This window comes from uncultured Maribacter sp. (assembly GCF_947496775.1).
Taxonomy (GTDB): domain Bacteria; phylum Bacteroidota; class Bacteroidia; order Flavobacteriales; family Flavobacteriaceae; genus Maribacter_B.
Window position 1 is genome coordinate 176,543 of the sequence record NZ_CANMDU010000002.1, and the last position, 23,276, is coordinate 199,818.

The following is a 23,276-nucleotide window of genomic DNA, read 5'->3' on the forward strand; positions in this document are numbered from 1 at the left end:
TTACTTGTTGTTAAAAGAATTAATAATTTCTAGAGCTACTTTTAGAGCTTGTGTGCCATCTTGTAGTGTAACTACTGGAGAAGTATTAGTGTTTATGGCGTCTGCAAAAGTTTCTAATTCATCCAAAATAGCATTATTTACTTCTATCTCCGGGTTTTCGAAATAAATTTGTTTTTTTTCTCCTTCAGCATTTTGTAAAATCATATCAAAATCACCAGCTTTTTCTGGAGCATCTTTCATTTTTACCACTTCAACTTTTTTCTCTAAGAAATCTACAGAAATATAAGCGTCTTGTTGAAAAAATCGCGATTTACGCATATTTTTTAAAGAGATTCTACTTGCTGTTAAGTTGGCAACGCAACCATTCTCGAACTCTAAACGGGCATTGGCAATATCTGGGGATTTGCTAATAACAGAAACGCCACTTGCATTAATTTTTTTGACTTTAGATTTAACTACGCTTAGTATAGCATCGATATCATGAATCATTAAATCTAGTACTACAGGAACATCTGTTCCTCTTGGGTTAAATTCTGCTAGTCTATGTGTTTCTATAAACATAGGAGATTCTATGCTGTTCTTAACAGCGGAAAAAGCAGGATTAAAACGCTCTACATGACCCACTTGTCCTTTTACATTGTATTGTTCAGCTAAAGAAATTAATTCTACTGCTTCTTCTAAAGTGTTGGTAATTGGTTTTTCTATAAATACGTGCTTTCCTTTTTCAATTGCTTTTTTCGCACAATCAAAATGAGATAGGGTGGGGGTAACAATATCTATTACATCTACAGCATTAATAAGGTTGTTGATATTATCATAATAGGTATACCCAAATTCATCGGCGACTTTTTTACCTTGTATGGCATCTGGGTCATAAAATCCTATTAGTGAATATTTTTTAGATTCGTTTAGTAAGCGGAGGTGGATTTTTCCTAAATGACCAGCTCCTAATACTCCAACTTTCAGCATGAGTTTTGTTTTTTCAAAAATAAGCATACTTTAGAAGTTTATGACGTTGGTAGATTAAAAGTTTATTGTTATTATAAGTAGAAAAAAATATTTAAGAAATACTATTTACCATTTACATATTTAATTAACTTTCCTAACTTTGGAAAACCAAAACCAACCGATTGAAAGATACTCTTAAGCATAGCGGAATGCGTAATAAATTGGCGGAAACGCTAATAGAAAAAGGCATAGTGGATAATAATGTTTTAAATGCCATTCGGAAAATTCCAAGACATTTATTTATAGATAGTAGTTTTGAAGGGCATGCCTACCAAGACAAAGCTTTCCCTATTGCTGCATCTCAAACTATTTCTCAGCCATATACGGTTGCTTTTCAAACAGAGCTTTTACAAGTGTCGGCTAATGATAAAATATTAGAGATAGGTACTGGTAGTGGTTATCAAACAGCTGTATTGTTGGCTTTACACGCTAAGGTATATTCAATAGAAAGACAATTAGAACTTTTTAAAAAGACGAATATTTTTTTTAAAAAAATGGGGTATAGACCTAAGAAAATGATTTTTGGAGATGGGTATAAAGGAATGCCAGAAGAAGCCCCTTTCGATGGGATAATTGTTACTGCGGGAGCGCCAGAAGTACCTAAAGCACTATTGGCACAGCTAAAAGTAGGGGGGAGATTAGTTATTCCTGTTGGAATAGATGACCAAATAATGACTCTATTTATTCGTAAATCAGAGAAAGAATTTCAAAAGACAGAATTAGGTTCTTTCCGATTTGTTCCGTTATTAGAGAATAAAAATTAAGAATTAAAACTCTTTTTAACGCGAGCTAAGTCTCTCTTGTTATCTCGGTCTTTTATGGTTTCTCTTTTATCGTAGAGCTTTTTGCCTTTTGCCAGTGCAATATTCATTTTAGCAAAACCTTTTTCATTTATAAAAAGATTAAGGGGAACAATGGTAAGTCCGGAATTTTTTACTTCGCGTTCTAGCTTCTTTAGTTCTCTTTTGTTTAAAAGTAATTTACGGGCAGCTTTTGGTTTATGGTTGTAATGAGACCCATGAGAATATTCATCTACTTGCATATTAATAACGAAAAGTTCTCCTCTTTCATTAAACTCACAAAAGCTTTCTGTTATAGATGCTCTTCCATAACGGATAGATTTTATTTCTGTTCCAGACAAAACAATACCAGCGGTATATTTATCTAAAAGTTCGTATTCAAAACGCGCTTTTTTATTTTTAATGTTGATGTTCTTTTGCATAGTATAGCAAAAATAAGCACAATAATGTTATAACTCTTTTTAATAATTTAGAAAAAAAGGTGTGAAACTGTAATTAAGAGGTTTCTTTGCGAACAGATAATAATTTTTTTATGAAAATAGTAGTCACTTCTTTATTGGTAGTTTTTTTTATGTCCTGTAAGACGAATGAAAAAGAATCTATAAAAGCACAATCTATAATTGACAAAAGTATAGAAGCGAGTGGAGGAAATTTACATATTAAAAATAGAACATCATTTGTTTTTAGAGGAAGGAAATATGTTTCTGAACCTAAAAAGGATGGGTTTAGGTTGAGTCGGATTTATATTCAAGATTCCATGGAAATTGAGGATGTAAAATACGGAGATATGGTAAAACGTTCTGCTGGTGGATCTGTAATGAGGTTACATGATACTTTATCAAAAGCTTATGCAAATTCTATTAATTCTGTACATTATTTTTCTAAGCTTCCTTTTGGTTTAAACGATGCGGCTGTGCGTAAAAAAAGTTTAGAAAATGTTTTTTTAAATGGTAGCGAATATTACAAAGTAGAAATTACATTCCAGGAAGATGGAGGAGGAGATGATTTTGAAGATGTGTATGTTTATTGGATAAATGCAAAAACATATTTACCCGATTTTTTGGCCTATTCATTTACCACGAATGGTGGTGGAAGGAGATTTAGAGTGGCTTTTAATGAAAGGTATATAAATGGAATTCGTTTTGTAGATTATAAAAATTATAAACCCAAGAATGCTAAATATCCTGCTAAGAATTTAGATGTTCTTTATGCTAAAAAAGAGTTAGATTTACTATCTACAATTGAATTAAAAGAAATTGAAGTTACTCAGGGCAATTACAATTAATATGTAAGCGCTGTGAAGTTGCTTTGCCATTTATTATTTGTACAATAAAAAGACTGCCGTAATCATAATCATCCATATGACTATATTTGTCTTCACCAATCATTTGGTTTACAAATTCGGGAGTAGTGTTACTATGACCAACAATTAGTGTGTTTTGGTTTGCGTGGTCCGTTTTAAATTGTTCTATTTTAATATCCTCCAAATTATAATATTGAACGTCTAGATTCTTTTTAACAGATGTAGGGGCTGCGGTCATAGATGTTCTGGAATAATCTGTGGAATAAATTGCGTCTAAATCTATATCAGTAAATATTTCTGCCCAATGCATAGCTCTGCCTAAACCTTTTTGAATAAGTTCTGGGTCACTATTTTGAGAATCGCTCCTATCTTTTTCAGCATGCCTAATAAAATAGTATGTAGAAACTTCTTGTATTACTGTTGTTTCCTGCGACTCAGCGGATTTATCCTTACAGGAAGATAAACCTACAACCAATAAAATAAGGAATATGCTCTTAAGTACTTTCATAATTAGTTAGTTTATAAACTCAAAAATTAACTATTAATCTAACTAAAAATACCAGAAAATAGTATGTTGCATGGCAATTTTTTGTTTTTTTGCATATGCTTAAAAATAATATAATAGCTCTAGTGTTGTTAATGTTCTTAGCAACGAATGCGCAAAATATAGATTTGCCTAGTGATATAAGGCAACATAATATAACTAATTTTAATACTAGTTTATTAAACCCTGCTTATTCCCTAAACACTAATACTTCGCAATCTATTGGTTTATGGACGCGATGGCAATGGCAAACTGTGGATGCAGATCCTACTTCTCTTTTTTTAAATTACAATAGAAAAATAGGAGAAACTTCATCTGTTGGGGTAGGTTTTTTACAAAATAATACTGGAGTATTTATCAATACAGGAGGGGTGGTAAATTATGCACATACTTTTGATTTAGGTTCTAATGTATTTTTGGGAGTTGGGGTTAATGTAATGGGATATACTCAAGAATTGGCAGATACGCGTTTTCAGGTAGACCCTCAAATTCAACTACCGCAATTGGCAAATAGCAACAATTTTATACTGCAAGTTGCTCCAGGGTTGAATTTAAAAATGAATAGATTTAGTATTGGAGTTGTAGCAGAAAATTTATATGATTATAATTTTACGAATAAAGAAAGGTCTTCCGTATCCGGAGATCGTGTTTTTTTAGGTTTGGCTTCTTACGAGTTTCCAATTTCTATTTTTGGTTTTAATGAAAATACTTTTGTAAGACCAGTAGTTTATTATAAAACGGTACCTAATCAAGATTCTCAATTTGGAGTTACAACGATTTTAAATACAAGTAAATTTTGGGTGCAAGCTGGTTATAATGATTTTTATGGTGTTTCGGGAGGAATTGGAGGAAATTTCTTTAAACGTTTATCTATAGGTGCCTTGGTGGAATTTGGGACTAGTTCTGATTTAAAAGGAGTAAATGTAGATCCCACGTTTGAATTGGTAACTACATATAATTTCGGAAAGCAAAAGGTTAGAAAAGAAAAAACGAAGGAAGAAGAGGATGTAGAAAAGGAAGAAAAATTAGCGAAGCAATTATCTAAATCAGAGGCGTTAGCTGCAAAAAAAACTGAAAAACATAAAGTTGAACTAAAGAAGCTAAAAGCAAAACATCAAAGAGATTCATTGTTGATGGTTAAAAAAGAGGAAACTCTGCTGATGGCAAATAAAAAAGAGGAACGCCAACGAGTTAAAGATTCTACTAGAGCTTCTAAACGTCAGCAAAAATTATTAGAGGAAAAGAATCGTCTTAATGAAACAAAGATTGCGAGTGCAGAAGCCGTGCGAATAAAGAAAAAAGATTCTATTGATAGAGCTAAGTTAGAAGAAGCTTTGGCTTTTTCTAGAAGGCTAAGAGAGAAAAGAAAGAAAGATTCTGTAGCAAAAAAAGAGCTGGCTTTAGGAATAATTAATAAAGAAGCTAATATAAAAGCCAATAAAGAGGTAGTAGTAGTTCAAAAGGGTGAAAAGTATGAAGAAGTTACAAAAGAAGGGAATTTAGAGCCAGGTTATTATTTAATAGCTAATGTTTTTGGAACGAAAAAGTATCTAGAACTTTTTATGAAGGATATGAAAAAGAAAGGTCTTAATCCGGCTTATTTTTATAGAAGTAAAAATAGGTTTAGTTATGTATACTTAGGAAAGTATAAGACTATTAGTGAGGCTAGAGCAGCAAGGGATAGTAAATTAAATGGAAAGTATACCTCTAAAACTTGGATATTTAGAGTAACGGGAGAGTAAAATGCAGTAAGGTGTATTTGAATATATATTATTAAGAAAAAAGAGATTAAAAAATTATTTTTTAATCTCTTTTTTAATTAATACCTCAAGGTAAGCAACGGTATTGTATAAATACTTTCTGTCTTTTGTAATAGAAGACATGGTTATAGCCCCTTGAATCATTGTGAACATTTGTTTTGCAAACTGTAAAGGAGTAACGGGTAAATAAATTTCTTGACCATTTACTCCGTTTTCTAAAACTAAGGCAATTTTTCCTTCAATTTCCTTAATGGTTTCTTTAGCAGCAGCGGCTAGGAGTCTATTGTTATTTTGAGCATCGATACCAACATTTACAATTGGACAACCTCCCATATTTAGAGTAAAAATGTCATAACGCTGATAGAACTTTAATAGATTAAAAATCTTATCTAAAGTGTTACCTTCTATATTTAGTTCCTCATCAATGGCTTTTAAAAGTAGTTTGCTATTATATTCGAAAGCCGCTAAAGCTAATGCTTCTTTGTTTTCAAAATTTCCGTAAAGAGCTCCTTTAGTTAATCCAGTAGCATCTGTTAGGTCGCTCATACTTGTGCCAATATAGCCATGCTTGTTAAAAACAGGAGCTACAGTTGCAATAATAAAGGCAGTAGTTTTTTTTGCTTTACCAGACATTATGGTGGTTCTTTTTTACGAATATAGAAAAACTATATACTGTGTGGTATAAATTTAAATAAAAAAAATCGATACCTGTATAAATTTACACAGATATCGATTAAATAATATTTCTTTTTTTAAGAAACAAACTCATTCTGGTTTCTAAAAACCAAGGAATCATCAAAAGAATCTATAAGTACTATGCTGTCTGTTTTTATGGAACCTTTAAGTAACTCTTTAGATAGGTTGTTTAATACTTCTCTTTGTATTACTCTCTTTACAGGTCTTGCTCCATATTGAGGGTCGTATCCTTTTTCTGTTAAAAAAGCAATAGCTTCAGGAGTAGCATCCAATGTAATATTTTGTTTACTAAGTACTTTTTTTAACTGTTCTAATTGCAGCTCTACAATATGTTTAATATCATTTTTACTTAGTGGTGTAAACATTACTATGTCATCTATTCTGTTCAAAAACTCAGGTCTAATTGTTTTTCGGAGTAAGCTCAAAACTTCAAATCTAGCAGCTTCCGAAGCACGTTGAACATCATCAGTATTTTCAAACTTTTCTTGAATAATGTGACTGCCCATATTACTTGTCATTATTATAATTGCGTTTTTAAAATCGGCAACTCGTCCTTTATTATCTGTTAGTCTACCTTCATCTAAAACTTGTAATAGTATATTAAAAGTATCCGGATGCGCTTTTTCTATTTCATCCAATAGAACTACGGAGTAGGGGCGTCTTCTAACAGCTTCTGTTAATTGCCCGCCTTCTTCGTAGCCTACATAACCGGGAGGAGCACCAACTAAACGACTTACAGCATGGCGTTCTTGGTATTCACTCATGTCTATTCTAGTTATTGCGTTTTCATCATCGAACAAATAAGAAGCTAAGGTTTTAGCTAGCTCTGTTTTGCCAACTCCTGTAGTTCCTAAAAAAAGGAAGGAGCCAATAGGTTTTTTAGTGTCTTGTAAACCAGCTCTGCTGCGTCTAATAGCATCTGAAACAGCTGTTATAGCTTCTTCTTGGCCGACAACGCGTTTGTGTAATACATCTTCTAGTTGTAATAATTTTTCTCTTTCACTTTGTAGCATTTTAGTTACGGGTATACCTGTCCATTTAGCAACAACATCGGCAATATCTTCATTGGTTACTTCTTCTTTTATTAGCGTATCTCCGTTTTGTTGCTCTTTAAGTTCTACTTGTAGTCTTTCTAAGTTTTCTTGGGAATCTTTAATTTTTCCATATCTCAGTTCTGCTACTTTTCCGTAGTCCCCGTTTCTTTCAGCTCTTTCAGCTTCTAATTTGTAGTTTTCAATATCTTGTTTTGTTTTCTGAATATTGTCTACAACCGTTTTTTCACTTTCCCATTTCGCAAATATTTCTATCCGTTCTTCTTTTAAGTTGGCTAATTCTACATTCAAAAATTTTACTTTTTGAGTATCATTTTCACGTTTAATGGCTTCAATTTCAATCTCTAACTGCATAATTTTCCGATCTAGAACATCTAATTCTTCTGGTTTGGAGTTAATTTCCATCCGCAGTTTAGAGGCTGCCTCATCCATTAAATCAATAGCTTTATCTGGTAAAAAACGATTAGTAATATAGCGTTGAGATAATTCTACCGCTGCAATTACTGCCTCATCTTTAATTCGCACTTTATGGTGTGCTTCATATTTTTCTTTTATACCTCTTAAAATGGATATAGCACTTTCTGTATCTGGTTCATCTACAATAACCTTTTGAAACCTTCGCTCTAGGGCTTTGTCCTTTTCAAAATATTTTTGATATTCATCTAATGTTGTGGCTCCAATAGCTCTTAATTCTCCTCTTGCTAAGGCAGGTTTAAGAATATTTGCAGCATCCATGGCTCCTTGACCGCCACCCGCGCCAACTAAAGTGTGAATTTCATCTATGAAAAGAACAATATCTCCATCCGATTCAGTAACTTCTTTTATTACAGCTTTTAGTCTTTCTTCAAATTCTCCTTTGTATTTAGCTCCTGCAATGAGTGCACCCATATCTAGAGAATAAACAATTTTTTCTTTTAGATTTTCAGGAACGTCGCCTAAGACAATTCTATGAGCTAACCCTTCTGCTATAGCAGTTTTTCCAACTCCTGGTTCGCCAACCAACATGGGGTTGTTTTTGGTTCTTCTGGATAAGATTTGCAATATTCTTCTTATCTCTTCATCACGTCCGATTACAGGATCTAATTTTGCGCTATCAGCAAGTTGATTAAGGTTTTTAGCATATTTATCTAAAGAGTTATAGGTTTCTTCTGCGCTTTGGGAGGTGACATTTCCTCCTTTTCTTAATTCGTCAATAGCAGCCTCTAAGCCCTTAAGAGTTACTCCTTGGTCTTTTAAAACCTTAGATATTTTACTTTTAGATTTAAAAATAGCAAGTAATAAATGTTCCATTGAAACAAACTCATCTTTCATTTTTTTTGCCAAGATATTCGCTTCAGTTAGTGTTTTTCCTGTTTCGGGAGAAGCCATAATTTGTCCTCCGCTTACTTTTGAGAAACTTTCTAATTCTTTATCTAGAATTTGAGAAATCATTTTGAAGTTTACCTGAAGTTTTTTTAGAAGAAAGGGGAGTACGTTTTCATCTACCTCAGAAATTCCTTTAAATAAGTGTTCATTTTCTATTTGTTGGTGCCCCATAGATTGAGCAAGGGTTTGGGCTTGTTGTATCGCCTCCTGAGATTTTATCGTGAAATTATTAAAGTTCATAGCTCTTATAATTTAATGTTATTTCTTAGTTTTGAAATGTTAATGTCAACAACCTTACCAATAGAAATGAAGAGACAAAATGTCTTGTTTAAACAAGAAAATACAGACATTTAGTCAGCTGTAAGTAAATGTCTGTTGTTCGACTTATAATAAAAAAAGAATATGGGAATTTTTGACGGTTTATTTGGAAAAAGCGGTAACGAAGAAAAGAAAGAAAAAAAAGTAATACCATGGATTCCTTTAAGTTCTTTAGACCAATTGAATGAAATAGAAGAAAAATCTAAGACTAGGGCACAAATTATTTTTAAACATTCTACCACTTGTGGAATCAGTAGAATGGTAATGAATACTTTTCAAGAAACTTATTCCTTAGATAAAGAACAGGCGGATTTGTACTATTTAGATTTACATAGTTTTAGGTCTGTTTCTAATGAGGTAGGTATTAAATTTCAAGTAATACACCAGTCCCCCCAATTGTTGGTATTAAAGGAAGGTAAGACTATTGTTCATGCTTCTCATGGAGGGATTAATGATATTGTCTTGCAAGAATATGTATAAAAAAAGCTCTATAAGGATTTTTTTTTAGTTTACCACTTTGTTTATACCCTTTAAACGACAAAGAGTAATATCTTTTATAGCACCTTGTAGATTTACCAAATGCCCTAAAAAAAGCTACTTTGTTAATTGTTAATTGAATTTTAATAAAATCTGTTTCAAAATAGGTATTATAGTATTTATTATACTATCCAATTCGTACTTTTGCACATCAAAATAATTGAATAATTAAGATATGCAACGCGACAACCTAATTTTTGACTTAATAGAAGAAGAAAGAGAACGCCAAATTAATGGTGTTGAGTTAATTGCTTCTGAAAATTTTACAAGCCCACAAGTAATGGAGGCAGCCGGATCTGTACTTACGAACAAGTATGCCGAAGGATATCCGGGGAAAAGATATTACGGAGGGTGTGAAGTTGTAGATAAAATAGAACAATTAGCTATTGATAGGGCAAAAGAGTTGTTTGGAGCGGAATATGCAAATGTACAGCCACATTCAGGTTCACAGGCTAATGCATCCGTATATCATGCTTGTTTAAAACCAGGAGATACTATTTTAGGTTTTGACCTTTCTCATGGTGGGCATTTAACTCACGGGTCGCCAGTGAATTTTTCTGGACGTTTGTACAATCCAGTTTTTTATGGGGTTGATAAAGAAACAGGAAGATTAGATTACGATGCAATCCAGGAAATAGCGACTAAAAAAAAGCCAAAAATGATTATTGCTGGTGCTTCTGCTTATTCTAGAGATATAGATTTTAAGAAGTTTAGAGAAATAGCAGATAGTGTAGATGCTTTATTATTAGCTGATATTAGTCACCCAGCAGGTTTAATTGCAAAGGGAATTTTAAATGATCCTATTCCTCATTGTCATATAGTAACAACAACCACACATAAAACATTACGTGGACCTAGAGGTGGTTTAATTCTTATGGGAGAGGATTTTGACAATCCTTTTGGAATTACTCTTAAAAATGGAAAATTAAGAAAAATGTCTGCTTTGTTAAATTTAGCTGTTTTTCCAGGAAATCAAGGAGGACCTTTGGAGCATATTATAGCTGCTAAGGCAATTGCTTTTGGGGAGGCGCTTTCCGATAATTACTTACACTATATGGTGCAAGTAAAGAAGAATGCTGAAGCTATGGCTAAGGCATTTGTAGCAAAAGATTATCATATTATATCTGGAGGAACAGATAATCATATGATGTTGATTGATTTAAGAAATAAAGATATTTCAGGTAAAGATGCAGAAAAAGCTCTTGTATTGGCAGATATTACGGCTAATAAAAATATGGTGCCGTTTGATGATAAATCGCCTTTTGTAACCTCTGGTGTTCGTTTTGGTACGGCAGCGATTACAACAAGAGGTTTAGTAGAAAAAGATATGGCTACGATTGTTGATTTTATTGATGAAGTAATTTCTAATCCGGAGGACGAATCTGTATTAGCTTCTGTTAAAGAAAAAGTAAATGCTTTAATGAAAGGTAGGGCATTATTTAATGCATAAAACGACAATTATATAAAGTAAAAAAGCCAGTTTAAAATATTTTAAACTGGCTTTTTTACTTTATTTTATCTTTTTTAAACATCCGCCATACAAAGTCGTAATTCTGCTGGTAAATAAGAGGATTGTTTTACATCGTAAATTATAGCATCATCTTCAGATTCAAAATAAATTCCCCAATATTCTGAGTAATTTTTTGTGGTACTTTGGGTGTTGGTATTCGTGTTTAGATTGAATTCTTCTTCTTCTAACACCGGGATATAAATTTCATAGGGTTTTTGCGAAAGCCCTTTGGTAAAATAAATATAATGAGCACTTATTTCTCTTAAAATACTCTCTAGTTGTTCTGATATATTTAGATGGTTGGTTCTTTTAATAATTACAGATGTATCTTTTAAAAATATAGAAAACTCATCAATTCGTATTTCTATGTTATTTTCGTTTTTTAATTCTTTTAAGGCTTTAGGTAGCGGGCTATTCTGATTTTGTTTAAAATTACCCCAAGTACCCATGTTAGCATGGTTTAGCACTTCAAAAAGTGTTAGGTTGCACTCTAATTGTATAGCTAAATCAACTGCGGATTCTGAATAAGTACAATTTTGAACTGTTACTTCTGCAAAAAAATGTTTTTCTATATTTCTTATAAAAGAATAAATAGAGTCGTTTTGAAGGGTCTGGGGGAACCTCCAAGCATCACTTTTATGAGAGTTGTCTTTGTATTGGGACATATGCTTGTTTACAATTAATTACTATGTAAACAAATATATATTTTAACCTTCGTTTTAGAACACACGAAAACCTCGGAAAAAAAGAGGTTTATCCTTTATTTTTGTTTGTAATATATAAATTGCTGTAATTTAATATGTTAGGAATATTAAATTTTGTCTTTTTTCGTTTTTTAAAGAAAACCTCTTCTTCTTGCCTCTTCTATAAGTGCTAAATCATTACCATTGTCAATACCAAAAAGAGTTTTTAGTTGACGCTTTCTCGATTCCACTGTAGTAATAGCAGCAGAAATTAGTGGGGCAATATCTTTGGTACGTACACCTACAGATAAGTTAAATAGTATTTTTTTATCCATATCATCAATGACAATATCATTTGCCATTTTTCTTCTAACAGCGGCTAAAGCTCCGGCGGTGTAGTACGGAGGATTAGAAACCACAGTTTCTACCATGGCAATGAGAGATTGCTCATCAATCTCTGATTTTACCATATATCCATCTGGGTCTACGGTTTTAAAAACGCTGTTAATTTTGTAACTATCACTAAAGGACGACATAAATACAACTTTAGATTTAGGAGATACTTCCCTTGCTAATTTTCCTAAATCTTCTCCGCTGCGTTCGTCATGAGCGTGGGTCGGGAAAAGTTGTATATCTAATAATATTATATCGTAATGTATTGTAGAGCGTCCAGAAGATTCTATTTTTGTTTTTCCTAATTCAAAGCCTCTAGCTACGTCTACTTTTACCTCGAAGTTAGAAAATTCAGTACCTTCTAATATATATTTATATCCTAGAGGGGTCATTTCGTGATCGTCAATAGCTAAAATTCGGATTGTTTCCATTTAGTAAGTATATTTATTTAGGGATGTTTTATTAAGCTGGAATTTCGCTTTCTTCGTATTTAGATACATCAGAAACGGGAATATTAAAGAAAAAAGAAGTACCACGTCCAGGCGCTGTGTCCACAGTAAAGTGACCATTAAGTTTTTCCATTCTAGATTTAATATTGCGTAATCCAATTCCTTTTTTCTCTTTATTTAGTACATAACCTTGACCGTCATCGCCAACAGTAACTTCAAAATTTGATTTATGAATTTCAAAAATCACGTATACTTTATTACAGTTGGCATGCTTTATAGAGTTGTGAATACATTCTTGTATCATTCTATAAACATTAATCTTTATGTCTCCTGATAACGTATCCCAGTCCATTGTATTGTCAAAATTAAACTCTTGTTCAATTTTTGCATTTTTGGCGTGAGATTGTAATAGTTCCGTTATGGAGTTTATAAAGTTAGGAATTTTCTGATAAGCAGAGTGGTTTAATTCGTGAGAAATTGATCTTACTTCACCTTCTACATTCTTTAAGGCTACTATGGCTTTTGCTTTTTCGGCTATAGATTCGTCATCTATTTTTTTGTTTAACCCGGTTAAAATCATTCTGGCTCCGAGCATTTTTCCTAATACGCCATCGTGTAATTCTTCTGAAATTCTTTTTTGTTCTTGCCTTTTTGCTTGTTCTACTTTTTGTTTTTGCGCAAGCATTAAATCAAAAACTTCTTGGTTTTTGGCTTGTTGTTGTTGATTGAATCTAAGTTTTTGGTTTTTTGCTCTTTGAGAAACTATAATATAAATAGAAATAAGTAATAAAATTGAGCCAATGGCAATACCAGTCCAAAGTTGTTTTTGTCTTTCTAACAAGAGGTTTTCGGCAATAAATTCATCTGTCTCGAAACGAATACGAGCGAATTTGTTTCGTATTTTACGTTCTTCTTTTTGCAAACTATCAGTTAATTGTATATGCTCTAAACGATAATCTGCCGCTTTTTTTGGATTAGCCAATGCTAGAAGTTCTAAGACCTGTAGCAAGCGGTCATTATTCAAGCTTTGTTTAGCATAGACCTCAGATAACTTTAGTTCTTGCAGTGCTTTTATAGTATCTTTTTTAGTTAAATAATACTCCCCTAAATTGCAATGACTAGCAGAAATATGTGCAGTTTCATTAAGATTTTCCCTAATTTTCAGCGCTTTTTTTAAATTAATTTCTACGCTATCTAGTCTATTTAATTTTAAATTGGAGTAAGCTAAATTATTTAATGCAGTAGAATAAAGCCCTGGATTTTTACTATAAAAACTATCTATTTGTATTAGTTGTGTAAAGTAAGGAATGGTTTTAGAATATTGCTTATCTCTGGTATAAGCTATCCCCAGATTATTTAATATATTGTAATTAGGACTTTGGTTCTTAGGTTTATTATTATCGTATTTTAAAGCTTCTTCGTAGTAAGATATAGATTTTTCTTGTTCTCCTAAATTACTTGCAATAACTCCCATTGTACTATAAAAAGATGCAAGGGCATCGTAGTTTTTTAATGGTTTTATTAATTCTATTGCTTTTGTACAATTTATTTCGGCTCCGGTATTATCATTTATACTTAGTTGTATCCATGCCATTTCCTTTAACATTCTCCCTGCGCCGTAGTTATTTTTTTTGGCACTAAAAATTTTTTGAGCTTGGTGGTAATAAAAAAAAGCACTGTCCTTTACATTTACATCATCTAAGAAATTTGCTAAATCCCAATAGGAGTTAGCAATGGTAGTAGAGTCTTGAACTTTTTTAGCAAGAACAATAGTTTCTTGATTAGTTTTTCTAAACCATAACGTATCTTTTAATAGAGAATATCTTAAGGATATTTCGGAAAGTGTTTGTGAAGCTATAGAATCTTTAGGTTGTCTTTTGTTTTTTAGATAGGCTTTTTCTAAAAATGCCAAGCGTTCTTGTTTAGATATTTTTTTGTTTTTAGCACTGGTAATCCATGAGCTAATACTATCCTGGGTAGGAGTAGAATTTGTTTTTTTATGGGTAGATTCTTTATTATTAGTGCAGGCACAAAAGAATATAAAGAGGAAGCTAAATAAAATATTTTGGACTATTTTATTTTTAAATATATATATGGAAGCCTTCATTAAAATAAAGGTATAAAAAAAGCCTTAAACTAAAAATTTAAGGCCTTTTAAATGTGTATAGATTTTTAACTATTACCTCTAGTTTTAGTATTAGCGCAACTATCGCACGCTACTTCTGTTACAGAATCAGAATTGTCCGTGTCTATTGCGTTAATTGCTGTTGCGAACATACCAACTGCAAACAATACTACTGCTAAAATACTTGCTACTTTTTTCATCTTCTAAATTTATTTTCGGGTTATACTTAATTTCTACAGTAAATCTAGAAAAGAGTAAGCAGGAAAAATTGGATTGAAAAAGTTACTAGTATTCGATGCTTTTCTGTGAGTATTTACATTGTTTTTATGAGTATTTTGAAAATAGTATAGTGTATACTTTATTTTTGTGTAGGAAATTTCTTAAGAATTATGCTATATATAACGTAAAATCAGAGTGTTACGTATGTCCCTTTTTTGTATTATTCGCGTCTGTATATCTAGAGTATAAACACTTGTACTGAAAATAGTAGAAAATGTAATTTTTAAGTATTCTTAGGCTTACTTTAGATAGTGTTGAAGAAACTGTGATGGGCCAAAGAAATGGATAATGTTTTTAGTTAAGCGAGGAAATTGCTTTGCTAGAGAGTGATTGCTTTAATTGGTCTACATTGATTTTGTAGGACTTAGAAAAGGGCAATTGGACTTTTACTAAACGTAATGCACAAATAGATTTGCCATAATTTATTCTGGAAACGTAGTTTGTGTTTACAATATAACTTTGGTGAATGCGAACAAAATTGGGAGGTAATTGGTTTTCAAAAGTTTTTAGTGTCTTATAAGCATTGTTAATAGTACCGTCTTTCATATAAAAGTCAGTGGCATTATTATCCGCTCGCAAATAAAGAATATTGTCAGTGTTCAGATATTGAAAATCGCTATACGACTTTAGGCATAAAGTATGCGGTGTTTCTTGTTTTGGAAGTGTTTTTTTTAATTTAAGAAGAGATTTTAGGATCTCATATTCATTATAAGGTTGCAACCAATAATCAAAAAAATCATTCTTTATTGCATGGTAAGCATATTCTTTGCTTTTTGCTACTCCTATGAAAATAGGTAGTTTTTCTAAATACTGGTGTAATTCAGTAATCATGTTAAAATACTCTTCTGAATTCTTATTTAAATTTATAATAACCACCTCTGGTAAAAATTTAAGTATACCATGGAGCCCCTCTTTTTTGTTTTTTGAAATGTTAACACATGTAAAATCACCATAATCTTCCATATAATGTTGCAACTGCACATTGGAAGATGTATTGGAGTCTATTATAGTGTATTTATAGTGCAAATGTTATTGTTTATATGCAAATTAGGGAATGCTATTAAGAATAGACCCAACTAAAACCTTATAAAAAAAAAGGTTAGTTCTCTAAGTTAAGAAAAATCATTAAAAAAGAAGGAAAAAACTTACAAAAAATGTTATTCTATTTCAAAAAACTCAAAAGCTCCTATTTCAGGTAGAGATAATCTATTTGTTCCTTTTATATCTAAAGGAGCTAAATTAGCTTTTTCTACGTTGCCTTTATCAATAGCAAAAGAGGTGTTTTTTAGGGTGAAAATATTTTTGCTAGGTTCCGTAAAATTAGCATCTTCATTTTTATAAATATTGGTGTAATAATCTTCATTAGAAAAGTCTAGGAATGGGTTTTCTGCGTTTGTTATGTTTGTTCTAATAATGCAATTGGTAAACGAAATTTGAAAAGAAGTATCTTCGCGGTGCTCTATTGTAATTTCATTGTTTTTATTGCCGTCAATAATACAATTACTAAATTCCGAAGAAATTAAATCTTTTTCATTTGTTATTTTAAGAGCGTATCCTTCTCTAAAACCTTGCGTCCAATAATTAGCAATAGTACCATGTATAAATGTATATTTTCCTCCGAAACTACACAAAAGGCTGGTGTTTCCTGCATTACCTAAAACAATATTTTTTGAAGATATTGTAGCGGTTTTGCTCCATAAGTTTATATTGCTACTGTTGTAAATATGAGTGTTATTTATTTGTAATTGGTTATTTAAACTCTCTAATTCCCCCTCCACATAAATTCCATTAGTAGCATTTTTTATTGTGGTGTAATTAACTAGATTGTTAGTACTGCCTTTTTTAAATCGTATAGACCCCCATTGTCCAGGAATATTCTCGAACTCTGATTCTAGTCGGTCTCCTTCGAAAATAACTTCTCCTTCTAGTAATTCTTCATCTTGGCTTAAAACTCCATTAATCTTTAATGATGCTTTGTTTTGGACTATAAGTCCGGCATTTTTATGAAAATGAACTCTAGCACCTGCATCTATAATAAGCTCTTTATTGCTAGGAACAGAAGCATAACCATATATTACATAAGGTTTTTCGTTGGTAAAGTGTAATTGCTCTTCTTTTAATGAGGTTCCATTAACAAAAATAGCATTTCCAGAATCGTCTAAGCCTATAGAGACTTGTTCCTTGGCGTTATTCGCTAGGGTAGTAGGGAAAATAAAAACAGCATCCTTAATTAGGGTTATTAAGGGTATTTCTTGTAAGTCTATACCAGAATCAAATAAAATAGCGTCGGTATATAACAGTGAATTTTGTTGTGCCGTTATATTTTGTGTAACCTCTATAAAAATAAAGAGGCTATCTTTTGCAAAAAGAGGAATATTTTTAAAGGATTTTCCTGCTGCCCCATCAACATTTAGACGGTAACCACTATTTTCTCCATTTGCCAAGGTAATGCTAGGTATTAGTATATCATCTCTAGTTTCATTATATACTTTAAGGCTATAAGTGCTACTTCCTATGTTGGTAAAAACAGTATCTAAATATACAGTGTCTTTAGAGAAAGATAAATTTCCAGAACTTGGAGCATATTCAAAATTTTTTCGGCAAGAAGAACCAAAAATGACAAGAAATATTATTGGGATTAATGTTAAATAGGCCCGCATTCTAAAATTTATTTATCCTTAGTTTAGTTAGGTTTTATAAAAACATTTTTTAGGTCTTCTGAAATTCGCATTGGTCTTTGTGTTGCGGCGTTTAATAAACACCACTCTGTACTGGAACGTAATAAAAGAGAATTTGTTTTAGCGTTAAACATTTCTACAACGCGCACAGAAATAGCCCCTTTGCTTTCTTTTATAAAAGTTTTAATTAAAATAGAGTCTCCTAATTGTGCAGGTTTTTTATAGGTAATATGGTGTGTTAGTACTACCCAGATAGTGCTTTCCTGTAATTCTTTTGGAGCTCTAGCTTTCCAATGTTCTTTAGAGATATCTTGTATCCATTGTACATAGCGTACATTGTTTACATGTTTTAGCTCATCTAAGTCATCAGTTACTACGGTAATTATCTTTTCAAAAGGCATGGTTTTACTTTTTAAGTATGTTTACTTCAAAAAGTTTATCCCAGTTTTTTCCAGTGACAAAAAAAGTTTTTCGAGTAGGATGGTAGGCAATTCCGTTTAGTACATCAATATCTTTGTGCTTTGTTACTTTGTCTTTTAAACCGCTAAAGTTAACTACTCCTTCAATAGCCCCGTTAGTAGCATCAATAATCATAATACTAGGTTTTTGGTATACATTGGCATAAATTTTACCATTTACATACTCTAGTTCATTTGCTTTATTAAAAACCGATTTGTTAGATACGGTTTCAATGTGTTCTTCTTCAATCAACGTACTAGGGTTTAAAAACCATATTTTTTCAGTCCCGTCACTTTTAAATAGTTTTTCGCCGTCATTACAAAGTCCCCATCCTTCTTTACTATTGCCATACTGAAAGTTTCCTGTTTTTTTAAAGGAATTTAAATCATAAATAAAACCAGTTTTGCTTTGCCAAGTTAATTGGTATAATTTGTCATTTAAAATAGTGATGCCTTCTCCAAAATACGCTTTATCTAAATCAATTTGCTGCAGTACTTTTCCTGTTTCGTAGTCTATTTTACGCAAGGAAGATTGTCCTCTTCTACCAGTGCTTTCATATAGTGTATCCTTATAAAATTCCAGCCCCTGAGTATAGGCTTGAATGTCATGGGGATACTCATTAATAATTTCATAAGTATAAATTTCAGGAGACTTAGAGGAAAGTACGGTTATTTTTTTTTTTATCTCAACAGTAGTATCCTCATAAGAAATTTTTGCTTTTATACTTTTGTTTCCTAGGGTAGCTACATCAAGTTTTATTTTATTATTCGATACATTTACGGTTTTTCCATCTAGGGAATAGGTAACATTATTTATAGTTTTCTCTTTCTTATTTAGTAAGGTAATGGCAATATTTTGGTTTTGAACGAATTTTTTTTGATTTCCTTCTAAGCTAATTTCAAATAAAGAATTAGCAGCAGGATTACTTCCGCCGCAGTTAAATAAAAGAGTTAGTAAAGAAAATGATGTAAATAACTTAGTGATATTCATAGGGTTACATTTTGTGTGAAAAAGGATAGCGTTTTTTATTTAGAGCCCTCTTAATGGAATGGTTAGTGAAAAAAATTATTGGAGCAAGTTAATTCATAAAAATTAGAAACTAAAAGGATTGCAAAAGTTTTAAAAGGTTGTATATTTGCCGCTGGCAAGTCCTACACGACCAGCTCCCTTTGAATCCCCCAGGGTGGGAACGCAGCAAGGGTATTAGGTTGTAGCGGTGCGATGTAGGTAGCTTGCCTTTTTTTATACCCTATATTTTCCTCTTTATTATTAAGTTATCCCTATTATAATCTTTTAATTTATTTGTTTATTTGTAATCTTATGGATAGTAAAATAGTATTAATTACAGGTGGTTCTTCGGGAATAGGTAAGTCAATAGGAACATATTTATCTAAAAAAGGATACACTGTTTACGGAACTACAAGAAATATTGATAAATATCCGAATTTCGAAGAATTTTCATTGTTACAAATGGATGTCAGAAATATAGAAAGTATTTCTTCTGCTTTTAAAGAGTTGCTATTAAAAGAAGGTAGAGTTGATATTTTAATAAACAATGCAGGAGTTGGTATTACAGGTCCTATTGAAGAAACTCCCAATGATGAAATTTTAAATGTATTTGATACTAATTTTAATGGACCAATAAATGTAATAAAAGGTGTATTGCCTATCATGAGAAAGCAAAATAGCGGACTTATTATTAATATAACTTCAATAGCGGGTTATATGGGATTACCATATAGAGGTATTTATTCTGCCACTAAAGGAGCTTTGGGGGTAATTACAGAGTCTTTACGGATGGAGACTAAAGATTTTGGTATTAAAATAACCACTTTAGCCCCTGGCGATTTTGTTACAAATATAGCTGCTGGTCGCTATCATTCTCCTGTGTTAAAAGATTCTCCTTATGAAATACCGTACAAAAAAACCTTAGAGGCTATTGATGCAGATGTTGATGGGGGAGAAGATCCAATTATGGTTGCACAAATGGTGTTAAAAATAATAAATACAGACAAGCCTAAAGTTCATTATAAAGTAGGGTCTTTTTTGCAGAAATTTTCTGTTACTTTAAAAAAGATTTTACCAAGTAAAATTTACGAGAAAATACTTTTGAATCATTCTAAGCTTTAACTAAAACCTATCATAGATATTAGAAAAGGCATTTACAATTATTCCATTTTTGGCTATAATACATTTATTTAATGGGTAAACGATTAAATTTTCGGATAGTTCATCGAAACTATCGGCTCTGTATTGAAATTTGTCGTTTAGATTATTACTATTAATAATTGTTTTCCAGTTATCTTCCTGAGTTTTGAAATTTATTCCAATAAAAGTATATCCTTTTTTACGAGCTTTTAATTGTGAAATTCTTTTAAAAGTACTTAGATAGTGTTTTTTATTCGTCTCTGACCAAAAATAGAATATTACTTTTTTGTCTTTTGTAATATCTTGCAATGCAACAGAACTGCCAGAAGAATTTGTTACAACAATGTTAGGGATTTTGTTTCCCGGTTGTATGTTTTTAATGCCAGTATAAAGATTATCAATCTCTTTAATATGTCTGTTGTTTTTAGATAGTTTATGAAACTCCTTTATAAATGACTCGTTGTTCTTCGACAAATCGTTAGTCTTTAAAAGATAATCAATGGCTACATTTCGGAATAGATTGTCTTTAAGTTCTTTTTCGATTACAAGACTATCTATTAATTTAAGTTTGTGTTTGTTGTAGTGTAGTTTGTTTTTTACTTCGTTGTTTTTAATAATGCATTTATGAGAGCAGGTCATGTAGGATAAATTTCCAAAATGCGACCGCATAAAATTATAATATGGTCTTAAGTAATTTAGCTGATGGTTATTAAAATTTATATTCTTTCTGTAGTTGTAAAAATCTTCAGGTAGTTTAGCAATTTTTTTTTCTTTATTAAATTTTCTATGATCAAATGGATAACGCTCTTTGTAGTTATAATAGGTGTAATTAACGCTAGCAACTCCTATATTGTATGCTTCATCAGACAAATTACCTTCCATTTTAATGTTTTGCAATTCTTCAAGTCTTTTTTCTCTGAGCGAGTTAATCTTATTTCTAAAATCATCGGCTTCTAGAGCGTTATAAGTTCTGCGAACAAGTAACTCTTCCTTTTCATTGCCTAGGAATAAATCTATTAGAAAATTATTAATACTTTCACCTTTACCAGAGAATACTAGAGATTCATCAAAATCCACTGTGTTTAATCTAATCATTAAACTATCTCCTGGTTCTAGATATACGTATTGATGTTCGGGAGCATGGTTAAAACTATACAAACCGCGGGGTATAGAATCGAAAGTAAAAGAAAATCGATTGTTTGCATCAAGTAAAACAGAATCTATAGCTTTTTCCCCCTTGTGTAGTACTAGGTATTTACTAGTGGGATTTACGATTTCACCTGCAAAAAAAACGCTTGGGGAAACTTTTTCTACTGTATTACAACTTGCTAATATTAAAAGAAAACAAAAAAGTAAAATTCTATTCATATGCAAATAGTTACTATGTAACATTCAAAAATAAGGAACCTTGCGAGTCTACGCTGTTAATAGCGAGTTAAAAAAAGCAAAGTTACGTTAAGGTATTATTTAATATGGAGTGTAAGAATATTGGTTCAGGGGATAAAATTCTCTATTTTTGCACGAAATTTAAAAGAAAGAAGTATGTTATCGGTATCTAATTTGTCTGTGCAGTTTGGAAAAAGAGTGTTGTTTGATGAAGTAAATGTTTCGTTTACGCAAGGCAACTGTTATGGGGTAATAGGGGCGAATGGCGCAGGAAAGTCTACGTTTCTTAAAATCCTTGCTGGTCAAATAGACCCTACCTCTGGTCATGTGCATTTAGAGCCGGGAAAACGTATGTCTATTTTGGAACAAAACCATAATGCATCTGATGAGCATACGGTTTTAGAATCTGTGGTAATGGGTAATAAGCCTTTGTTTAAGATTAAAAAAGAAATAGATGCTCTTTATGCTGATTATACCGATGAAAATGCAGATAGAATAGGGGAGTTACAAGTGCAATTTGAAGAAATGAATGGTTGGAATGCAGATAGTAGTGCTGCGGCGTTACTTTCTAATTTAGGGATTCAAGCAGATTTGCATTTTACTCTAATGGCAGAAATGGACCCCAAATTAAAAGTTAGGGTTTTATTAGCTCAGGCATTATTTGGCTCTCCGGATGTTCTGATAATGGATGAGCCAACTAACGATTTGGATTTTGAAACTATAAATTGGTTAGAAAACTTTTTAGCGGATTACGAAAATACAGTAATAGTTGTTTCTCACGATAGGCACTTTTTAGATACGGTTTGTACTCATATTGGAGATATTGATTTTGGAAAAATGAACCTTTATTCAGGTAACTATACATTTTGGTACGAAAGTAGTCAACTAGCAGCAAGACAAAGAGCGCAGCAAAATAAAAAGTCTGAAGAAAAAGCAAAAGAATTGCAAGAGTTTATTATGCGTTTTAGTGCTAACGTTGCAAAAAGCAAACAAGCAACTTCTAGAAAAAAAATGTTATCTAAGTTAAAAGTAGAAGATATAAAGCCATCTAGTAGAAGGTACCCTGCAATTATATTCGAAAGGGAGAGAGAAGCAGGGGATCAAATCTTAAATATATCTGGTTTGTCTGCAACATCTGAAGATGGAGACGTGCTTTTTAAAGATGTTAATATAAATCTAGCTAAAGGTGATAAAGTGGCTATTTTTTCTAAGGATTCTAGAGCTACGACCGCTTTTTACGAAATTATAAATGGAAACAAGAAAGCGGACGCCGGAGAATTTCAGTGGGGTGTAACAACAAATCAATCTTATTTACCAGCAGATAACTCTTCTTTCTTTAATCAAAATGTAAGCTTAGTAGATTGGTTACGCCAGTGGGCAAAAACGGAAGAAGAAAGAGAAGAGGTTTTTATTAGAGGTTTCTTAGGAAAAATGCTTTTCAGTGGAGAAGAGGCTTTGAAAAAATGTACCGTTCTTTCCGGTGGTGAAAAAGTGCGCTGTATGTTAAGTAGAATGATGATGTTAAGAGCTAATGTGGTCATGTTAGATGAACCTACAAATCATTTAGATTTAGAAAGTATTACCGCTTTTAACAATTCCTTAAAGAATTTTAAAGGAACCGTTCTTTTTACTACTCATGATCATGAATTTGCGCAAACAGTTGCAGATAGGGTCATAGAATTGACTCCAAAAGGCAACATTGACCGTTATTTAACGTTTGATGAATATATGTCTGATAAAGCTATAAAAGAACAACGACTAAAAATGTACGAGAAATAGTTCT

21 protein-coding genes and 1 other RNA gene are annotated in these 23,276 nt (G+C 31.9%); 8 read left to right on the forward strand and 14 right to left on the reverse strand.

Going from position 1 to position 23,276, the window contains the following annotated elements; translation table 11 throughout:
- Positions 1–969 carry a Gfo/Idh/MocA family oxidoreductase gene (locus Q0856_RS05335; protein WP_298503282.1) on the reverse strand — a complete coding sequence of 323 codons (969 nt, stop codon included), beginning with the start codon at positions 967–969 and terminating at the stop codon, positions 1–3.
- A gap of 161 nt (positions 970–1,130) precedes the next feature.
- On the opposite strand from Q0856_RS05335, the gene Q0856_RS05340 reads away from it, so the two are divergent.
- Positions 1,131–1,772 carry a protein-L-isoaspartate(D-aspartate) O-methyltransferase gene (locus tag Q0856_RS05340; protein ID WP_298476459.1) on the forward strand — a complete coding sequence of 214 codons (642 nt, stop codon included), beginning with the start codon at positions 1,131–1,133 and terminating at the stop codon, positions 1,770–1,772.
- Here the strand turns inward: Q0856_RS05340 and smpB are convergent.
- Positions 1,769–2,230 carry an SsrA-binding protein SmpB gene (gene smpB, locus Q0856_RS05345; protein ID WP_298476456.1) on the reverse strand — a complete coding sequence of 154 codons (462 nt, stop codon included), beginning with the start codon at positions 2,228–2,230 and terminating at the stop codon, positions 1,769–1,771. The two genes, Q0856_RS05340 and smpB, sit on opposite strands and share 4 nt — an antisense overlap.
- A 110-nt stretch (positions 2,231–2,340) precedes the next feature.
- Here smpB and Q0856_RS05350 point away from each other — a divergent pair, with 110 nt between their 5' ends.
- Entirely contained in the window at positions 2,341–3,093 is a 753-nt protein-coding gene (locus Q0856_RS05350; protein ID WP_298503283.1) for a DUF6503 family protein, read from the forward strand.
- Here Q0856_RS05350 and Q0856_RS05355 read toward each other — a convergent pair.
- Positions 3,071–3,619, reverse strand: coding sequence for a phosphoglycerate mutase family protein (locus tag Q0856_RS05355; RefSeq protein WP_298503285.1), 549 nt, complete (start codon positions 3,617–3,619; stop codon positions 3,071–3,073). The genes Q0856_RS05350 and Q0856_RS05355 overlap by 23 nt on opposite strands.
- Positions 3,620–3,714: 95 nt before the next feature.
- On the opposite strand from Q0856_RS05355, the gene Q0856_RS05360 reads away from it, so the two are divergent.
- Entirely contained in the window at positions 3,715–5,397 is a 1,683-nt protein-coding gene (locus Q0856_RS05360; protein WP_298503287.1) for a PorP/SprF family type IX secretion system membrane protein, read from the forward strand.
- 54 nt (positions 5,398–5,451) lie between these two features.
- Here Q0856_RS05360 and Q0856_RS05365 read toward each other — a convergent pair whose 3' ends face one another.
- Entirely contained in the window at positions 5,452–6,048 is a 597-nt protein-coding gene (locus Q0856_RS05365; RefSeq protein WP_298476445.1) for a TetR/AcrR family transcriptional regulator, read from the reverse strand.
- A gap of 119 nt (positions 6,049–6,167) precedes the next feature.
- Positions 6,168–8,768, reverse strand: coding sequence for an ATP-dependent chaperone ClpB (gene clpB / locus Q0856_RS05370; RefSeq protein ID WP_298503289.1), 2,601 nt, complete (start codon positions 8,766–8,768; stop codon positions 6,168–6,170).
- 162 nt (positions 8,769–8,930) lie between these two features.
- Here clpB and ytxJ point away from each other — a divergent pair, with 162 nt between their 5' ends.
- Complete coding sequence (gene ytxJ, locus Q0856_RS05375) at positions 8,931–9,326, forward strand: bacillithiol system redox-active protein YtxJ (RefSeq protein ID WP_298503291.1); 396 nt, start codon at positions 8,931–8,933, stop codon at positions 9,324–9,326.
- Between the two features lie 232 nt (positions 9,327–9,558).
- Complete coding sequence (glyA, locus tag Q0856_RS05380) at positions 9,559–10,833, forward strand: serine hydroxymethyltransferase (protein WP_298476434.1); 1,275 nt, start codon at positions 9,559–9,561, stop codon at positions 10,831–10,833.
- A gap of 74 nt (positions 10,834–10,907) precedes the next feature.
- On the opposite strand, the gene Q0856_RS05385 is transcribed toward glyA, so the two are convergent.
- The 8 genes from Q0856_RS05385 to Q0856_RS05420 all read right to left on the reverse strand — a co-directional run bounded on the left by Q0856_RS05385 (position 10,908) and on the right by Q0856_RS05420 (position 18,949).
- Complete coding sequence (locus Q0856_RS05385; protein ID WP_298503293.1) at positions 10,908–11,558, reverse strand: hypothetical protein; 651 nt, start codon at positions 11,556–11,558, stop codon at positions 10,908–10,910.
- A gap of 170 nt (positions 11,559–11,728) precedes the next feature.
- On the reverse strand, positions 11,729–12,400 hold the full coding sequence (locus Q0856_RS05390) for a histidine kinase (protein ID WP_298476428.1): 672 nt from the start codon (positions 12,398–12,400) through the stop codon (positions 11,729–11,731).
- 31 nt (positions 12,401–12,431) lie between these two features.
- Positions 12,432–14,525, reverse strand: a complete 2,094-nt coding sequence (locus tag Q0856_RS05395) for an ATP-binding protein (RefSeq protein ID WP_298503295.1) — start codon at positions 14,523–14,525, stop codon at positions 12,432–12,434.
- A gap of 65 nt (positions 14,526–14,590) precedes the next feature.
- Complete coding sequence (locus Q0856_RS05400; protein WP_298503297.1) at positions 14,591–14,743, reverse strand: hypothetical protein; 153 nt, start codon at positions 14,741–14,743, stop codon at positions 14,591–14,593.
- 373 nt (positions 14,744–15,116) lie between these two features.
- Positions 15,117–15,848 carry a LytTR family transcriptional regulator DNA-binding domain-containing protein gene (locus tag Q0856_RS05405; protein WP_298476420.1) on the reverse strand — a complete coding sequence of 244 codons (732 nt, stop codon included), beginning with the start codon at positions 15,846–15,848 and terminating at the stop codon, positions 15,117–15,119.
- A gap of 131 nt (positions 15,849–15,979) precedes the next feature.
- Positions 15,980–17,482 carry a hypothetical protein gene (locus tag Q0856_RS05410; RefSeq protein WP_298503298.1) on the reverse strand — a complete coding sequence of 501 codons (1,503 nt, stop codon included), beginning with the start codon at positions 17,480–17,482 and terminating at the stop codon, positions 15,980–15,982.
- Positions 17,483–17,505: 23 nt separating this feature from the next.
- Complete coding sequence (locus tag Q0856_RS05415) at positions 17,506–17,901, reverse strand: thioesterase family protein (RefSeq protein WP_298503300.1); 396 nt, start codon at positions 17,899–17,901, stop codon at positions 17,506–17,508.
- 4 nt (positions 17,902–17,905) lie between these two features.
- Complete coding sequence (locus Q0856_RS05420) at positions 17,906–18,949, reverse strand: glutaminyl-peptide cyclotransferase (RefSeq protein WP_298503301.1); 1,044 nt, start codon at positions 18,947–18,949, stop codon at positions 17,906–17,908.
- 152 nt (positions 18,950–19,101) lie between these two features.
- On the opposite strand from Q0856_RS05420, the gene ffs reads away from it, so the two are divergent.
- An RNA gene (ffs, locus tag Q0856_RS05425) (signal recognition particle sRNA small type) lies at positions 19,102–19,200 on the forward strand.
- Between the two features lie 79 nt (positions 19,201–19,279).
- Entirely contained in the window at positions 19,280–20,089 is an 810-nt protein-coding gene (locus tag Q0856_RS05430) for an SDR family oxidoreductase (RefSeq protein WP_298503303.1), read from the forward strand.
- On the opposite strand, the gene Q0856_RS05435 is transcribed toward Q0856_RS05430, so the two are convergent.
- Positions 20,090–21,475: a redoxin domain-containing protein gene (locus Q0856_RS05435; protein ID WP_298503304.1), complete on the reverse strand. Its 1,386-nt coding sequence runs from the start codon at positions 21,473–21,475 to the stop codon at positions 20,090–20,092. It lies immediately after the preceding gene.
- 174 nt (positions 21,476–21,649) lie between these two features.
- Here Q0856_RS05435 and Q0856_RS05440 point away from each other — a divergent pair, with 174 nt between their 5' ends.
- Positions 21,650–23,272 (forward strand): ATP-binding cassette domain-containing protein, encoded by a 1,623-nt coding sequence (locus Q0856_RS05440; protein ID WP_298476402.1) that lies wholly within the window; start codon positions 21,650–21,652, stop codon positions 23,270–23,272.
- The last annotated feature ends 4 nt before the right edge of the window (positions 23,273–23,276 follow it).

What these genes read in the sequence shown, in the direction of transcription:
- Q0856_RS05335 (WP_298503282.1), bottom strand. Translation starts at nt 969, where the DNA reads ATGCTGAAAGTTGGAGTATTAGGAGCTGGTCATTTAGGAAAAATCCAC.
- smpB (WP_298476456.1), bottom strand. Translation starts at nt 2,230, where the DNA reads ATGCAAAAGAACATCAACATTAAAAATAAAAAAGCGCGTTTTGAATAC.
- Q0856_RS05350 (WP_298503283.1), top strand. Translation starts at nt 2,341, where the DNA reads ATGAAAATAGTAGTCACTTCTTTATTGGTAGTTTTTTTTATGTCCTGT.
- Q0856_RS05355 (WP_298503285.1), bottom strand. Translation starts at nt 3,619, where the DNA reads ATGAAAGTACTTAAGAGCATATTCCTTATTTTATTGGTTGTAGGTTTA.
- Q0856_RS05360 (WP_298503287.1), top strand. Translation starts at nt 3,715, where the DNA reads ATGCTTAAAAATAATATAATAGCTCTAGTGTTGTTAATGTTCTTAGCA.
- Q0856_RS05365 (WP_298476445.1), bottom strand. Translation starts at nt 6,048, where the DNA reads ATGTCTGGTAAAGCAAAAAAAACTACTGCCTTTATTATTGCAACTGTA.
- clpB (WP_298503289.1), bottom strand. Translation starts at nt 8,768, where the DNA reads ATGAACTTTAATAATTTCACGATAAAATCTCAGGAGGCGATACAACAA.
- ytxJ (WP_298503291.1), top strand. Translation starts at nt 8,931, where the DNA reads ATGGGAATTTTTGACGGTTTATTTGGAAAAAGCGGTAACGAAGAAAAG.
- glyA (WP_298476434.1), top strand. Translation starts at nt 9,559, where the DNA reads ATGCAACGCGACAACCTAATTTTTGACTTAATAGAAGAAGAAAGAGAA.
- Q0856_RS05385 (WP_298503293.1), bottom strand. Translation starts at nt 11,558, where the DNA reads ATGTCCCAATACAAAGACAACTCTCATAAAAGTGATGCTTGGAGGTTC.
- Q0856_RS05390 (WP_298476428.1), bottom strand. Translation starts at nt 12,400, where the DNA reads ATGGAAACAATCCGAATTTTAGCTATTGACGATCACGAAATGACCCCT.
- Q0856_RS05395 (WP_298503295.1), bottom strand. Translation starts at nt 14,525, where the DNA reads ATGAAGGCTTCCATATATATATTTAAAAATAAAATAGTCCAAAATATT.
- Q0856_RS05400 (WP_298503297.1), bottom strand. Translation starts at nt 14,743, where the DNA reads ATGAAAAAAGTAGCAAGTATTTTAGCAGTAGTATTGTTTGCAGTTGGT.
- Q0856_RS05410 (WP_298503298.1), bottom strand. Translation starts at nt 17,482, where the DNA reads ATGCGGGCCTATTTAACATTAATCCCAATAATATTTCTTGTCATTTTT.
- Q0856_RS05415 (WP_298503300.1), bottom strand. Translation starts at nt 17,901, where the DNA reads ATGCCTTTTGAAAAGATAATTACCGTAGTAACTGATGACTTAGATGAG.
- Q0856_RS05420 (WP_298503301.1), bottom strand. Translation starts at nt 18,949, where the DNA reads ATGAATATCACTAAGTTATTTACATCATTTTCTTTACTAACTCTTTTA.
- Q0856_RS05430 (WP_298503303.1), top strand. Translation starts at nt 19,280, where the DNA reads ATGGATAGTAAAATAGTATTAATTACAGGTGGTTCTTCGGGAATAGGT.
- Q0856_RS05435 (WP_298503304.1), bottom strand. Translation starts at nt 21,475, where the DNA reads ATGAATAGAATTTTACTTTTTTGTTTTCTTTTAATATTAGCAAGTTGT.
- Q0856_RS05440 (WP_298476402.1), top strand. Translation starts at nt 21,650, where the DNA reads ATGTTATCGGTATCTAATTTGTCTGTGCAGTTTGGAAAAAGAGTGTTG.